A 16,608-nucleotide genomic window follows, 5' to 3' on the forward strand; every position below is an offset into this window, starting at 1 on the left:
ATATCCTCTTTTGTTTTTATTACTCTTCTAACTTCAGCCAGAGCTCCGGCCGATTGATTGGTGTTTTATTGTTTAAATTCGGGTTGGCTATTTTAATAACCTTACGGTTAGCCAGTTTAGCTAAATCAAGTGCATTTTTTACGTGAGGCGCGTTATAAAACAGCTCATCAAAGCTGCCATCACTGATCGCAGCTTCTAAACCGCTTTCAATAATCTGGCGCAATTTTTCGTTATCTTTACTTACAAAAAAATACATCGGCATCGGGTAAATCAGTAACAGGCTTTGCTCTACCGCTAAGTTAATATTTTCTCTTTTATTTACTTCATCCCAAGGTTCATGTACCCCTAAAGGTAAATAGTCAAACCGCGCGCCATCTAACATATAAAATAAATTTTCTTTTTTAACTGGCGCAACCACAGGTAAACCGGCATGTTCTAATATAGGCGTATCACCCCAAAAACGCCCCTGACCGGCTTTTAATTGTTGAAGATCCTGTAAAGTATTCACTTTATCAAACTCAGCTTGAGTGCCTTTACGAATTAAAAAAATCCGGTGTCCCTGCAAACCTTTCATCAGCGGAATACGCACAGGTTGCAGTTTATTTTCATACTCTGGTTGAGTGCCGGCCCACATAATAGACAACTCACCACTTAATAAACGTTCAACTTGTTGCTGCTGATTAAACGTTTGTTTGCTTTCTTTTAAATTATAGGCTTTATCAGCCCCAGCTTTTTCCAGTGCCAGCTTTATTAATTTGACAAAATACTGACTTTTTTCATCACTAATCCGGGTGTATTTAATATCGGTTGCCGCAACACACGGCAAGCAGATTAATGTAATGAGTAATATAAGTATTTTAAGCATAACCACACCTCAAAAAAAACCGGTTACATTTTAATTAAATATAAAATTAATGGTTTTTTATAAACCATTAATTTATTGAAAGCGCTGAATCAATTCAGACATTTGCGCAACTTTTTGAGCTAACAACTCGGTGTCGGCTCGCGTTTCTATATTTAACCGGATTAAAGGTTCGGTATTAGACGCTCTAATATTAAACCGCCAGTTATCAAAGGTTAAACTTAGCCCATCTAGCTGATCAACCGAAATAGCTTGTCCGGCATAAATCGCTAATAAATGCGTTAATAAAGCCTGACTGTCCGCCACGGTAAAATTAATTTCACCAGAACAAGGGAAACTAGCCTGCTGCTCAGACACCAATTGCGATAACTTTGCATTTTGTGTAGATAATGTTTCGGTTAATAATAACCAAGGAATGGTGCCATTATCACAATACGCAAATGCTTTAAAATAATGATGAGCGCTCATTTCGCCGCCATAAACCGCATCGACTTCACGCATGGTTTGTTTAATAAACGCATGTCCGGTTTTGCTCATTGTGCCTTCACCGCCCTGCTGTTTAATAATTTGCTGAGTATTCCAGCATAAGCGAGGATCATAAACGATACCGCCACCCGCATGTTTGGCTAACATCGCACTGGCGAGCAAACCAACAATATAATAGCCTTCGATAAATTGGCCGTTTTCATCAAAAAAGAAACAGCGATCAAAGTCACCATCCCATGCAATCCCTAAATCCGCACCATGTTCAATAACCGCATCTGCGGTTGACTGGCGATTTTGTTCAAGTAAAGGATTAGGTACACCATTTGGAAAATGTCCGTTTGCTTCATGATTCACTTTAATAAACTCAAAAGGTAACTCGTTTTCCAATAAGTCAACAATCGCACCCGCGCCGCCATTACCGGCATTAACAACTAATTTTAAAGGCTTGAGCTGAGTTTTATCGATGTAAGACAATAAGTGGGCTTTGTATTCACTGCGTAAGTTAGCCGTGTGATAACACCCTTGTGTTACCACGTCGTCAAAATGAGCCGTTTCAGCCAAGGCTTTTACTGCTTTAAGCGCACTAATAGATAAGGGTTTAGCATCGCGCTCAACAAATTTCATCCCATTATAATCTTCAGGATTATGGCTGGCGGTTATACAAATACCGCCATCAACATCTAAATGCTGGGCAGCAAAATATATTTCCTCAGTACCACACTGGCCGATAAATGTAACATCACACCCTTGTTTTGTTAGTCCGGCTACAACCGCTTGGGTTAATTCTGGTCCGGTTAAGCGAATATCATGCCCAATAACAATATGTTTAGCGTTTGTAACACATGCAAACGCTCTGGCAATATTCTCAGCAATCTCTGCATTTAACTCAGAAGGAACCTTCCCTCTTACATCATAAGCTTTAAAACAAGTTAGCGACTGCACACATTTCTCCAATATTAAACAGATGAAACAAGCTCAAAGTTGTGACAAAAAATACAAGTTACAGCCTTTGAGTTAACATTTATTTAAAATGTAACCGGTTTTAAATTATTAAGCAAGCCTTTTATTGAACAAACCAGTAATAAATACCAATCGTCAATTATTTATTCTAAACCGACAAAAATGTAACCGGAATTACAAAAATGAAAATCTAAATTAATCTTTCAAACCTAAAAATTAAATATTTAAGATTAAAACAGAATATATTTACTCGCTAAAAATCACACTCAACACACTGTAATACATATAAAAAACCATAAAACCCTTAAATTATTTAATAAATTTTTAAAACAATATGTTTACAAGTTGTTTTTTTTCTGAATATAATCCGTTTTGTTTTTGGGTTTCAAGACAACAAATATGTAACCGGTAACAAACGGAGAAAGGTGAACATAATGCAACATTGTAAACAAGCAAAGTTTAACAAGCGCTTAATTGCGGCCAGTATTACAGCCAGTTTAATGGCAGGTACGAGTTTTAATTTATTCGCAGAAGAAGCACAGCCAGCAGAACAAGTTGAAACTATCAACGTTAAAGGGGTAAGAGGTTCTGTAATCAAATCTATTTTTGACAAGCGTAATGCTACCTCAATTGTAGATGCAATTTCGTCTGAAGATATTGGTAAATTACCAGACGTGACCATTTCAGACTCATTGCAACGTATTACCGGTGTTCAAATTCGTCGCTCAGCCGGTGAAGGTAGCACAATTAGTATTCGTGGTTTACCTCAAGTTGTTACCACTTTAAATGGCGAGCAATATATAGGTGCTAGTTCGGTTACTTCTACTCAGCCAAACTTTAACGATATTCCGTCACAGTTATTTAAAGGTGCATCGGTTATAAAAAGCCCGACAGCAACTAACGTTGCGGCAGGTATTACAGGTTCAGTTAATTTAAAAACTTATCGTCCGTTTGATTTCCAAGAAGATTTAACTATTGCAGTCGCTGGTGAAGTTCAGCATGGGTTAGATTCTGACGAGTATGATCCGTCTGCTAATTTATTAGTCAGCTACCGTGAAGATAAATGGGGCTTTTTAACTTCGGTTTCTTACCAAACAGTAAATTTAGCTAACTATTTTAATGGCCGTGCAAGTGATGAAGGTTGGACAGGTTTAGCTGGTGAAGGCTGGGCTTTCCCAAGTGCAGATCATAATTTAGATACGGATAACGATGGTAATTTAGATGGTTTTGACGCAAATGGCGACGGTGATTTAAACGATCAATATGTTGCGTTTCAAGGTCACACAGCTTACAACCGAATTAATGAGCGTGAGCGTCTTGGTTTAAATTCCTCTTTTCAAGCTGATTTAGGCGAAGGTTTTACGTTAAATGCAGATCTTTTTTATACCAATATGGAAGAAAATCAACGTTCTGCGGGTTTTGCACATTCAGATAAATGGACAAATTGGGGTTATTTCACACCGACCAAATACCGTGAAACAGGTATTAATGATATTTTTTCAGTGCAGGAATATGAGCTAAACGGCCGTCGTTTAAAATCTTACTCTCAAGCCGAAAATTATGATTCATCATCACGTAACTTTAATGTTGAGCTAAATTACGATAACGGCGGTGATTTCACTTCAACAGTACGTGCAGTAGTTGGCCATGCCAAACAAAGCTACATAAATAGTTATGCTGATATTGATTTAGCGCAAGGCAGCCAGTGGATGAGCACTCCGGTCTATCCATCAGGTGAAGCATTAGCAAACCCGAACGGCTATACAGGCTTAATCACTTCAGTTGTTAATTATGAAGGCGATCACCCAAGCTGGACTTTGCCAGATATTACCAACGATGTGAATGCTTATGCTTTAGGTGCACTGTCATCTGAAAACAACTATGACCGTGAAGCTGATTTAAAAATTGTCAGATTTGACGGTAAATATTTGTTAGACGGCTTTTTTACTTCGTTTGAAGCGGGTGTACGTTTGAGCGCTCGTGATGCTAAAAACGATACATGGGATATGGTTGCACCTTTATATGCAGGCAATGGCGCATCAGATCCAAACGGCTGTTTAGTAAAATGGAAAGCAACAGACGTACAACTTAATAATGCAGCTTGTTATGCTGGCTCAGGTACCTTTGGTGAAGACGATTTTGTCGCTTATACCGCAGGTGCGCCTACACCATTAACTAATTTTGGCGACGATGTTATTGCCATTACTGACTTTGGTGGCACCAGTGTAAACAACACAGTTTATACTTTAGATCCAAAAGCGATGGATGATGTTTGGGGTTTTCATAACAAACTATATCCGGGTAACCAAAAATCAGCTCAGCCGGGTAATTCTTACGCGGTAAGTTTAGATGATTTAAGTTACTACGCACAATTAAGTTTTGAGCATGATGCCAGTATTCCAGTTTCTGGTAACTTTGGTTTACGTGTTATCCAAACTCGTTTAACCGTTACCCAAAATACCGTGGGTGCACCACAGCAATATGGTGTGGCAGCAGGTGATACTGGTGATTTAGTCACAGTAAGAGAGTATACCGATGTACTGCCCTCTTTAAATATTTCAGCTTCTCTAAGCAATAATCTTAAATTACGCGCAGCATACGCAAAAGCAATGACTCCGCTTGATTTAATTCAATGGGGCGGTGGTTTATCGACCAATTATGCTTTAAACGGTGACACAGGTATTCGTGAAATTATTGGTGCAAACTCAACCGGTAACCCAGATTTAGATCCTTGGAGATCGGATAATTATGATTTATCACTTGAGTATTATCCGGGTGAAGCGTCACAACTTAGCGCTGGTATTTTCCTAGTTGAAGTAGAAAGTTTTCCAACAAACGGTACTGTTGTTCGTAACGATCTACCGGATCAGGACGGTATCGTTCGCCGCTCAGTTAACATGAATACAACCGTTAACGGTGGTAGCGGTACATTAAAAGGCCTTGAATTAGCAGCAAAAATCTCTTTATCAGATTTTATTGATGATGGCTTTTTAACTAACTTTGGTATTGATACTAACTATACCTACTCACCAAGTGAGTCAGATGCAGTGAGCATTACCGGCGAAGATTTACCATTCCCAGAAAACTCAGAGCATCAGTACAACTTAATTGGCTGGTATCAAAATGACGCACTGCAAGTTCGTATTGCATACAACTACCGTAGTGAGCGTTATTTAAATAGTAATGCAGGCTGGAGTGCGCTGGATTTATGGCAGGAAGAAACCGCCTACATTGATGCATCAGTTAGTTACGATGTTAACGATGATATTTCAGTTTATTTAAACGGCTCAAATATCACGGGTGAATATGAAGATTACTACTATCAATGGGCTGATCAACATGCTTACCAAAACATTTATGAACCTAGATACACTTTAGGTTTACGAGCTAAATTTTAATTTTTGACAGCAAGGATGTAACCGGTTTTTAGGTTGCATCCTTTTTTTACGATTTACCGTTAGTATCAAACCTTGATGAAACAACCAAACCAGCAACATATATTAATTGCAGGCGGTGGCACAGCCGGTTGGATGAGTGCTGCTTACCTTGCCCGCCATTTTAAAAACACCCACTTTAAAATATCACTGGTAGCCAGCGAAAAAATGCCAAGCGTTGGCGTTGGTGAAGCGACTTTACCTGGCATAAAAGATTTTTACCGGACACTTGGTTTAAGCGATAAAACTGTCATTGAAAGAACTCAAGCCACAGTCAAACTAGCAATCTCATTTGAGGGATGGTCAAAAGATAAATCCGCTTTTTTTCACCCATTTGGTTTATATGGCCAAAAACAATCGAATTTACCTTTTCACCATTGTTATTATCAACTTAAACAAAGCCAACCCAAATTAGAGCTGGATGACTTTTGTTTAGCAGCACAATTAGCACGGCACCATAAAGTATTGGCTCAACCGACACAAAATTTAGGGGATTGGGCTGTATTTGATTATGCTTTGCATTTTGATGCTGGATTATATGCCAAGCTCTTACAAGATTATGCAATTGAGCAAGGTGTTTGTTTTATTCAGGATGAAATTACCCAAATAAATCAATACGATAATGGTACAATCCAAAGTGTATCTGTTAAACACTCAGGGGTAATAGCTGCCGATTTTTTTATCGACTGTACTGGCTTCAAACAAGCAATAATTCGCCAAACCTTGAATGCAGAACTTGACGACTGGTCGCACTGGCTTTCTTGTAATGGCGCAGTTGTCAGCAGTTGTGAAGCGTTAAAAACCAAAGTCCCGTTTACCCGCTCTATTGCCATGCCCGCAGGCTGGCGCTGGCAAATTCCGCTCCAACACCGAACCGGCAACGGCTATGTATTTAATAAAGATTATATCAGTGTGGATCAAGCTTGTGCTGAGTTGATCGCTCATTTACCCGAAAAACCACTGGCCGATCCCAGATATATTCAATTTAACACAGGTAGAATTAAAACCCCGTGGTTAAAAAATTGTCTGGCGATTGGTTTAGCTTCCGGTTTTTTAGAGCCGCTCGAATCCACCAGTATCTCGATGATAGAAACCGCACTCGAACGGTTCTTACAACTTTGTCCGCCAGATTTAAACCAAGCCGATATGCAATTAATGGCAGCCAACGAATATAATCGCCAAAATGAGCGGGAAGCATTAAATATCCGAGACTTTATTATTTTGCATTATGCCGCCAGCCCAAAAAATGATTCTGATTTCTGGCGAGCACAAAAGCATTTAGAGCTACCAGATTCACTGTTATACAAGCTCAATTATTTTAAACAGCAAGGCCAAATTATTCAGTTTGATTGGGAGTCATTTGCACCGCAAAGTTGGCTGGCTATTTATCATGGTTTTAATATACATCCTCAGGCGATTTCGCCTTTAGTCAAGCGGATTCCACCGCACAATTTATTGGCAGGATTAAGCCAAATTAATCAGCATATTCAACAATTAATAGCTAACGCTGTCACCCCAGAAGAGTTTATAGCTCGCCTACCATAAATTTATACAGGCTCAAAAGGCTATCTAATCAGTCAAATTGATTTAGCACTCGTACCTTTTCCATTTAATTTTGATGAGTTCAGTTTTTACTGTTTTCGTATTTTAAAATCCGCCAATATCTAATCCTAATAAAAGTTAGATATTCAAAAAAACGTGATCAAGTTAACAAAATAACTTCCTGTTAAAAACAACCTAGTTACATTAATTAACTAAACAGAAAAATAAATCTATCTGCCCGCAGACACCAGTATCACTATGATTAAAAAATAAGACCTGATATTTAATTTACATGCCACTTATTAAAAATTAATAAAGATGCAATAAAAAGTAAATGTTACAAATTTATTTTCGTTTTTAATATCAACTTAATAATAAAAAATTGATATATTTCATAATCATTAAATAACCAAAAGTCAGTTAATGGTACAACCAATGTAAATAAAGTTACAAAAGATTTACATTTTGACTGTAAAAATATTACCGGTTACATTGAGTTTAATTTAGTCAAAACGTTTAATTAAAGCGCAAAAACAGGAGCAAAAATGAAAACTCAATTATTAAGTTTAACCGCCGCTATTGGTTTATTAACCTCGGTCGGCGCTTCAGCCGGTTTTTATGTACAAAATGGTAATTTATATGAGGGTAATGGTTCTCAGTTTGTAATGAGAGGGATTAACCATGCGCATACTTGGTATACAGATCAGTTGTCATCTTCATTACAAGGGATTGCATCTTATAACGCTAATACGGTTCGTGTTGTATTAAGTAATGGCCATAGATGGACTCAAACATCAGCCAGTGAAGTTGCTAATATTATTCAGCAGGCTAAAGCAAATGAGTTAATTGCGGTACTTGAAGTGCATGATACTACCGGTTATGGCGAAGATGGCGCTGCTGCTACTTTATCTAGCGCAGTGGATTATTGGATCAGTATTAAAGATCAGCTAATTGGGCAGGAAGATTATGTCATCATCAATATCGGTAATGAGCCATTTGGTAATAATTCCAGTGCATCGGACTGGATTAATGCGCATAACTCTGCCATTTCCAGATTACGTAACGCAGGTTTTACTCACACCATTATGGTTGATGCGCCAAACTGGGGGCAAGACTGGGATAATGTGATGCGCAATAATGCATCCAGTGTATTTAATGCCGACCCTCAACAAAATGTAGTTTTTAGTGTGCACATGTACGAAGTGTATCAAACCTATTCTAAGGTGAATGATTATATTTCTGCTTTTACTAACTCAGGTTTACCTTTGGTGATTGGTGAGTTTGGTGCTAGCCATAAGGGTAGCACTGTAGATGCTTATTCAATTATGGAACGTTCGCAAGCGCATCAGATTGGTTATATCGGCTGGTCTTGGTCTGGTAACGATTCTACAACGGATGATTTAGACATAGTCACTAATTGGAATACCAGCAGTTTATCAAGCTGGGGCAATATTTTAATTAATGATAGCTATGGTATTGCCAATACCAGTGTGACAGCCAGTATTTATAGCGGCACAGGTGGCGGTAATGGTGAGTATCCGACCTGCTCATCTACTTCTGCTGATCCAGATGGTGACGGCTGGGGCTGGGAAAATAATCAAACTTGTGTTGTTGGTACAGACGATTCAAATAATTCAGAGTACCCAACGTGTTCTTCTTCATCAGCAGATCCTGACGGCGACGGTTGGGGCTGGGAAAATAACCAAAGCTGTGTTGTAGGCACAGATTCAGACACTACCACCGATGAAACTGACGACACAGACAATCCAGATGATTCAAATAATTCAGATTACCCAACGTGTTCTTCTTCATCAGCAGATCCTGATGGCGACGGTTGGGGCTGGGAAAATAACCAAAGCTGTGTTGTAGACAGTTCAACTGATTCGGGTTCACAAGCAACCCATGCAAATAATGGTTACCCTTATTGCAGTTCATCATCGGTTGATCCAGACGGTGACGGCTGGGGTTGGGAAAACAGCACATCTTGCGTTGTGCAAGGTTCTTCTGCCGACAGCTAACTCGATTTCCCCTCGTGAGGTCGCAGCTATTTAGCGGCTTCACTTTTTCTTTCTATAAAAATGATTTCTCGTTAACAGATCTTGTCTGTTAGCTGCTTTGTCCTGTCTAAATTTTAGACAAAATAATACTAACAAACTTGGAGATATCTCATGATATTTAATCGAAAAAAAACCTTGTTAGCCTGCTTAACGGCTCTTGGCACAATAAGCCATGTAGCACATGCAGCTGAGTGTGAAGCTCCGGCATGGTCAGCAGACACTCAATACCAAGGCGGAGAAACGGTTTCATACCTTAACGCTGAATATACAGCCAAATGGTGGGTACAAAACCAAGCACCAGATAAAACCAATCAATGGGGGCCTTGGGAATTTTTAAGTGATTGTGATACCACAACAGAACCCGATCCACAGGCGCCAGAAGAACCAGAGACAGATGGCGAACCAACTTCACAAGCGTCGGATTATCCGGTCTGTACTTCCCAAGATTCAGATCCGGACGGTGACGGTTGGGGCTGGGAAAATGAACAAAGTTGTATCATTGTTAACCAGCCCGATCCTGAACCTACCGAATATCCAACCTGCTCTTCAGCAGATTCAGATCCTGACGGTGATGGCTGGGGCTGGGAAAACAACCAAAGCTGTATAGTAGATGACACCCCGCCACAACAAGGCAATATAGTAGAATATTCTGATACTCAAAATCCTTTAGTGCTTAACGTAAATGACGCCAACTTAACCAATGGAGCAGAGCTAGACGGCAATATTATTCACCTTAATCAAGGTAAAGCAGAATGGCAGGTGAATGTAAGCACTCAGGTTTCTTCTGAAGCTGTTTTTAGTATCACTTCCCCTTATGGCGAAAAATCAAATACATTTTATGTTGACGGACAATATATAAATGTCACCACCAACTCATCCGCCGGGCAAAATATTACTTTAGGGCCGGTAACTTTATCTGCCGGACTTCACACAATTGGCATTGATGGTTCAAATGGCAACTGGGGCTATATTGATATTGAAAGCGTGCAAATTAACCCACCAGAAGTTGTTGAGGTTCCACCGGCTCTCTCTGTAAGCAGCACAATTTATAATCTGACAGACAATCAGGATTTGCTCATTGGTTTAGATGAAGGCACAGACACTTTCACAGGCGTTCGCTTAAAAGGCGTAACGCCATCTGCTGGTGGGCAGGATGTTATCTATGTTGATAGCGGAAAGCTATTAACCGAAGGTGAAGATTATACTTTTTCCAATAATCAGCTTGTTTTTAAAGCCAGTTATTTAAGCCGCTTTCATGACTCGTATCGGGTTCGTTATGGTATAGAGTTTATCAATGCTCAACCTATTGACTTAATAGTGGATGTTATTGAACAAACTGATCCCGTTATTGAAAGTGATTTAGTGACCTCAAATGCCACAACAGAAACCAAAGCATTATACCAAACCTTAAAAGCTGTACCTGATGATAGATTTTTCTTTGGTCAGCAAGATACAACCTCATACGGACGTGATGATAACGGCGCTAAATGGTCTGCATGGCAACATGAAGATCCAACCGTAGCTTATCGCCCGATTGCTTCAGATGTTCAGGATGTAACTGGTGCAATGCCTGCGGTCTACGGCTTCGATATTGCCGGTATTACCACAGATCAAAATATTGATGGTGTGCCGTGGGAAACTTACCGCCAAAATATGATAGATGCTTATAAACGTGGTGGCATAGTAACAGTTAGCTACCATGCACCTAATTTTGTAACTGAGCATTTAGCAACGCCGGGCAATATTACCGGCTCAAGTTGGGATACCAGTGGTAACACCTTATTTGAGGTATTGCCGGGAGGCTCAGCGCATCAGGCTTTAAAAGACAGACTCACTTTAATTGCTCAATTTTTCAAAAATTTAAAAGATGAAAACGGTACTCGAATTCCGGTTATTTTCCGCCCTTGGCATGAGGCAAGTGGTGATTTTTTCTGGTGGGGCATTGGCGCTTATGGCGGACAAAATGGCCAACCGGGTGATGCCGACCAAGCTACAATTGATGCATTTAAGCAACTTTATCAGTTCACTGTTACTTATTTACGTGACGAGTTAGCAGTTGATAACTTAATTTATGCATTCTGCTCTGACTGGTTATGGAACTGGGACGGACAAGGTGTTGAAAAACATTACAAAGCTATGTATCCGGGCAGTGATTATGTAGACATAATCGCACAGGATAACTATTGGCAATTAGAACAACCTTACGAGGCGGGCGGCGAATCTGAACGTTTTGCAACCGTATTTCGTGATATTGTCGCGTTTGCTAAACAAGAAGGCAAACCAGCTGCACTTTCAGAAACCGGCCGTTTAAAAGATCAAACCGAATGGTTTACAAAACATTTAATGCCAGTTTTTGAAGCCTACCCTGAAACATTAGGGATTTCCTACCTGTTAGTTTGGAGAAATCCAATTAACCGTGAAGATCAGTTTGTTGTACCATTTGAAAATGACGGTTCAGCCGATGCGAATGACTTTATTGATTTTTATAACAGCTCTAAAACGGTATTTGGCGATACTATGGGCAATGTTTACGATAATGACTTTAGCTTTCCGACATTACCAACTGATCCAACCGACCCGACTGACCCGACAGATCCCACTGACCCGACAGATCCAACTGACCCGACAGATCCAACCGATCCCACTAACCCAACCGATCCCACTGACCCAACAGATCTTCCAGTTGAGCCAGTTCAAAGCCAAACTTATAGTTTTGAGCAGGCAAGTATTGCTGGCGGAACGGAACTCAGAGACGATTCAGTTTATTTAACAGAAGAAGGTTCAGAGGCCATTTGGAATTTTAATATTGATATTCCGGGTGAATACCGTATTACCCTAACCTACAGCACGCCAGATGGCTCTAAAGTAAATACCTTTGTTGTAGACGGTAGTGGCACTTCTCAAACATTTGATTCAGAAACCCCAACTACTCTAACTCAAACTTTGCAGCTATCTGCCGGAGAACATAGTGTAGGTATGGTAGCCCGTAGCGGAAACTGGGGTTATATGGCTTTGCATAGCTTAAAAGTCGATTTACTCGGTGGCTTGCAAATTAATAGCCCGGCAACTCTCAGCCAAATCCCAACGGGTTCAGATATTGTAATTGAGTATGCAAAATATGGCAGTAGCACACTCACCTACTCGTTAAATGGTGCAGACGCTATCGCCTATACCGGCGAAAGTCCGTTAACTATTGCTAATCAGGGTGATGGCGTTTACCGAGTCAAGCTAAGCCTTGACGGGACTGATATTCGTGAAAGCCTACGTGTTACAGTAGGTGAAGTAACAGGTCCACAATTTGTTGAAACCGCAGGTTCTCAGTTTGTATTAGGCAATAAGCCATTTTATTTTAACGGTTCAAACCAATATTATTTAATGTACAAACCAGAAGATATGGCGAAAGACTTTTTTGATCGCGCCGCTCATCTAGGGTTAGATGTCGTAAGAACTTGGATGTTCTGTAATGATACAAAAACGCATGATGGTGTTTGCATTAACATGAAGGTTGGCGATAACTTTTTACTCAGTATGGAACCGTCAGAACGTACCGCCGAGCAACAAGCTATTATTGACCGCAGTTTTGAGCTATTTGACAATTATGTTGCTTTAGCTGAAGAACGAGGTATTCGTTTAGTATTATCACTGGCCGACCATTGGAACTTCTTTGGTAGTATAAATACTTACGGTGGTTACGCTGATGAAACCGGACGCGAACAATTTAAACAATTTATTACCCGCTTGGTTAATCATACGAACCAATTCACCGGTCTTAAATATAACGAAGATCCAACCATAATGATGTGGGAACTAGCAAATGAACCCCGCATTGGCTCTGACCTTGAAGGCTTTAAAACTTGGGTCGACGATATATCCGCTCATATTTCACAAGTCGCGCCAAACCAATTAGTTTCGATTGGGATGGAATCCTCATTTGAACATTCAGGGGCGAATGATAGTTATGAAAATTTAAAACTATTAAACGAAAACCCGAATATTGATGCCATTAGTGCACATTTATATCCAACATGGTGGAGTATGTCGGATGCTGAAACCATTGAAAACTTTGATTTATTAGCTCAACTTGCACAAGAATTAGATAAACCGGCTTACATTGGTGAATTTAGCTGGCCTGCCAATGTGGTTCGTCAGGAAGGTAACCCAAGTGGTGCAGCGACCGGTACCATTGCTGCTGGTTTAGCAAAACGAGCTGAGTTATTTACAGACTGGTACGCCAAAGCATGGGAGCTAAAAGACTCAATTGGCGGCATGTTAAGCTGGCAATTATCTGGCCTTGAATGGGGTAACGGTAATACCGGCAGTTGTCAGTGGTGCTCAGGTCCTTATGGCGAATATTCCGGCGGCTGGTCAGCCAATAACGATGGCTTCCAGTATTATTGCACTATAAGCTCGGCTGAGTTTTCAATCACCACATTAGGTGCACCGGGCAGTAACGTAGAGGGAGATACCATTAACCTGGATCTTCATGAACCAGTTTGTGACATTATTAAAGAATACTCAGTTAAATATGATGACTTAAATAATCAATAAACCTGACTCAAGTTAATCCCAAAAGCCAGAGTGAACTCTGGCTTTTTTATTCCATGAATGAATTAATTATTTTGTTATGGTTTTACGGAACTGGCTGGGCGTCATATTAAATTTCTTTTTAAACAAGGTATTATAAACCGACTTACTGTTAAAACCGGCATCGTAAAATATATCAGTGATACTGCGGTGATTTTGTGCCGGGTCTTCTAATAAACGTTTAGCCTCGTTAATCCGGTAATTATTAATAAACTCATAAAAGTTAATTTGATAATGACGGTTAATCGTGGCAGATAAATCTTTCACCGGAATATCCACTTTTTCGGCCATACGCTCAAACGATAAATTTGGATTTAGATATAATTTATCCTGCTCCATCGCAGTTTCGAGCCTTGTAACATATTCCATATTAACCGGCTCTTTAACTGCTGCTATTTTTCGCTTTTGCTGATCAGTCATCGAAAAATGATTAACCGCTAAAAATACCACTACATTGGTCAAAGCAAACAGCATGTAATAATCACTTAGCCCAATAATTTCAACCAAATCATAATGGCTTAATCCCCAAATTGAGTGGTATACCTTCATCGCGCTTAATACCAGCTCCCACCCTAAAATGGCGGTATAAGCAATAATCACCTGTAATAACCAAGGCGGCGAACTCCCCTGCTCATTTTGTTTAAAATGAATTTGAATTAGCCTGATTGCAGCCGCTAAATATATTAACCGCACTAATTTGGCGATAAAATCAACGGTGACAAAATCTAAATCAGCAAACGAATAAGTTCTGATTAACTGATCTTTTACTGCAACAGGCAGCAGGTAAAAGTCAGCGATTAAATAGCCAATAAACACAGCTGCCAATATAGCGTGCGCTAAATGGTAAACTTTAAGTTTAAAGTTAGGATTGAGTACAGCGCAGACATACAAATAAATCAGCGGTGCGTCCAGCCAATAAGAAAAGTTAAAAATTAAAAATAAATTAGGAGAAAGATCTAATACCCAATATCTGAACGTGCTACCCCACAGCACCAGTTCGTGAAACGAAATACTGGCGCGCACGGCAAAAAAGGCAATTAACAGACAGATAGCTAAATTTTTTGTTTTTTTAGTCACAAATAAAAAAACAACAATTGCTAAACTTTCAAAAGCCGTCAACAACAAAATCAGGTCGTGAAGATTAAATAAAGTTTTATCCATCTATTTTCGATACCTACTGAAAAAACTGCAAAATGATATATGTTACCTTGATTTAGCTATATTTTACATAAAATCAACAATTAAGCCTAAATTATCCTGCACGCATTAAAGTACACACTTTTTTAACCGGTGCAGATAATGCAAAAAAGACAATAAAAATATAACAGGCAGCCGGGATTAAAAACGAAATTTGAACATGCCAGATATCTGCTACAACGCCTTGAATTAACGGTAAAATTGCCCCGCCAACAATCGCCAAACACAACAAGCCAGATGCCTGACTGGTCTGTGCACCTAAACCAACCAAAGACAAACTAAAAATAGTCGGAAACATAATTGAATTGCATAATCCGGTTAATAACACAGCATACATAGCTAAATAACCACTGCTGAAAATGGCAATCAATAAACAAACAATCGCAGCAATACCATTAAAAGCCAGCACATATCTTGCTTTTATTTTTCGCATAATAATTGAGCCAATAAATCGCCCTATCATAGCGCCACCCCAATACAGCGCAATATAACGCGCAGCCTGAGACTCATGTAAACCAGCAATACTTGGTTCAGCAATAAAATTGACCAAAAAGCTGCCAATAGACACCTCTGCCCCCACATATAAAAACAAGCCGACAGTGCCCAGCATTAAATGTTTATGCTCAAGTACAGATGATGTATTAGCCAATGCCTGTTGTGGTTCGCTTTCTATTTGTGGCAGTTGTAATTTATAAAACAGTAAAGCCACCAAAAAAACTGTTAATGCAATTAACATATAAGGCAATTGAACTGACTTAACCGAATGATCTAAGTTGCTGATTTCAGATAAAATAAACGCAGCGCCAAATAGTGGTGCTATGGTTGTACCCAAAGAGTTAAACGCCTGAGTCATAGTTAAACGCTCAGAGGCTGTATCTGGCGATCCTAAAATAGTGACATACGGATTAGCTGATACCTGCAAAATCGTCACGCCGGAAGCCAACAAAAATAAAGAAGCTAAAAAACAAGGATACGAAACCATTAACGCTGATGGATAAATGGCCACACAACCCAGTGCAACCCCAATTAACCCAACCACAATTCCGTTTTTATAACCAATTTTTTTAACCAACTGACCAGCCGGAATCGAGACAATAAAATAAGCCCCAAAAAAGCAGCTTTGAATAAGCATTGCTTGGGTATAATTTAATGAAAACACCTGCTTTAAATGCGGGATTAAAATATCGTTTAAACTGGTTAAAAATCCCCAAATAAAAAATAAACTGGTTAACCAGATTAACGAACTAACATATTTAGCCTGTACTGAACTTTGACCTGCTTTGACGTGATTAGAATGATTAAATGCGCCTGCCATGACGACTCCAAAAGTAAGTTAAATAATTCAACCTTTGCTCATAAACCTGAGCAATAGTTATTTACAAAAATCGTAAATTTAAATTACAAAATAATCGTCTCAGCAAAGCCAAAAACACAAAACAGAACGTTCTTATCCCAATAAGAACGCTAAAAACACACTTAATCTATT

8 protein-coding genes are annotated in these 16,608 nt (G+C 39.4%); 4 read left to right on the plus strand and 4 right to left on the minus strand.

What is annotated here, in order from left to right; translation table 11 throughout:
• Nucleotides 1-19 precede the first annotated feature (19 nt).
• Together N7931_RS00460 and N7931_RS00465 are read right to left on the minus strand one after the other, a co-directional pair.
• Complete coding sequence (locus N7931_RS00460; RefSeq protein WP_262791275.1) at nt 20-865, minus strand: transporter substrate-binding domain-containing protein; 846 nt, start codon at nt 863-865, stop codon at nt 20-22.
• A gap of 72 nt (nt 866-937) precedes the next feature.
• Complete coding sequence (locus N7931_RS00465; protein ID WP_262791276.1) at nt 938-2,290, minus strand: phosphomannomutase; 1,353 nt, start codon at nt 2,288-2,290, stop codon at nt 938-940.
• Nucleotides 2,291-2,742: 452 nt separating this feature from the next.
• Here N7931_RS00465 and N7931_RS00470 point away from each other — a divergent pair, with 452 nt between their 5' ends.
• The 4 genes from N7931_RS00470 (at nt 2,743) to N7931_RS00485 (ending at nt 13,889) form a co-directional block, all read left to right on the plus strand.
• Nucleotides 2,743-5,706, plus strand: a complete 2,964-nt coding sequence (locus tag N7931_RS00470) for a TonB-dependent receptor (RefSeq protein WP_262791277.1) — start codon at nt 2,743-2,745, stop codon at nt 5,704-5,706.
• A gap of 75 nt (nt 5,707-5,781) precedes the next feature.
• The gene (locus N7931_RS00475) at nt 5,782-7,287 is read left to right on the plus strand and encodes a tryptophan halogenase family protein (RefSeq protein ID WP_262791278.1); all 1,506 of its coding nucleotides are present in this window, start codon (nt 5,782-5,784) and stop codon (nt 7,285-7,287) included.
• Between the two features lie 542 nt (nt 7,288-7,829).
• A complete protein-coding gene (locus N7931_RS00480; protein WP_262791279.1) occupies nt 7,830-9,302 on the plus strand; it encodes a cellulase family glycosylhydrolase in 1,473 nt (490 codons plus the stop codon).
• Nucleotides 9,303-9,452: 150 nt separating this feature from the next.
• Complete coding sequence (locus N7931_RS00485; RefSeq protein WP_262791280.1) at nt 9,453-13,889, plus strand: glycosyl hydrolase; 4,437 nt, start codon at nt 9,453-9,455, stop codon at nt 13,887-13,889.
• Between the two features lie 66 nt (nt 13,890-13,955).
• On the opposite strand, the gene N7931_RS00490 is transcribed toward N7931_RS00485, so the two are convergent.
• Together N7931_RS00490 and N7931_RS00495 are read right to left on the minus strand one after the other, a co-directional pair.
• A complete protein-coding gene (locus tag N7931_RS00490; protein ID WP_262791281.1) occupies nt 13,956-15,086 on the minus strand; it encodes a helix-turn-helix domain-containing protein in 1,131 nt (376 codons plus the stop codon).
• Between the two features lie 91 nt (nt 15,087-15,177).
• Complete coding sequence (locus tag N7931_RS00495; protein WP_262791282.1) at nt 15,178-16,437, minus strand: sugar MFS transporter; 1,260 nt, start codon at nt 16,435-16,437, stop codon at nt 15,178-15,180.
• Between the last annotated feature and the right edge of the window lie 171 nt (nt 16,438-16,608).

This window comes from Catenovulum sp. 2E275 (assembly GCF_025515275.1).
Taxonomy (GTDB): domain Bacteria; phylum Pseudomonadota; class Gammaproteobacteria; order Enterobacterales; family Alteromonadaceae; genus Catenovulum.

Excerpts from the sequence above, each read along its gene's own strand:
- N7931_RS00460 (WP_262791275.1), bottom strand. The coding sequence starts at position 865 with ATGCTTAAAATACTTATATTACTCATTACATTAATCTGCTTGCCGTGT.
- N7931_RS00470 (WP_262791277.1), top strand. The coding sequence starts at position 2,743 with ATGCAACATTGTAAACAAGCAAAGTTTAACAAGCGCTTAATTGCGGCC.
- N7931_RS00475 (WP_262791278.1), top strand. The coding sequence starts at position 5,782 with ATGAAACAACCAAACCAGCAACATATATTAATTGCAGGCGGTGGCACA.
- N7931_RS00480 (WP_262791279.1), top strand. The coding sequence starts at position 7,830 with ATGAAAACTCAATTATTAAGTTTAACCGCCGCTATTGGTTTATTAACC.
- N7931_RS00485 (WP_262791280.1), top strand. The coding sequence starts at position 9,453 with ATGATATTTAATCGAAAAAAAACCTTGTTAGCCTGCTTAACGGCTCTT.
- N7931_RS00490 (WP_262791281.1), bottom strand. The coding sequence starts at position 15,086 with ATGGATAAAACTTTATTTAATCTTCACGACCTGATTTTGTTGTTGACG.
- N7931_RS00495 (WP_262791282.1), bottom strand. The coding sequence starts at position 16,437 with ATGGCAGGCGCATTTAATCATTCTAATCACGTCAAAGCAGGTCAAAGT.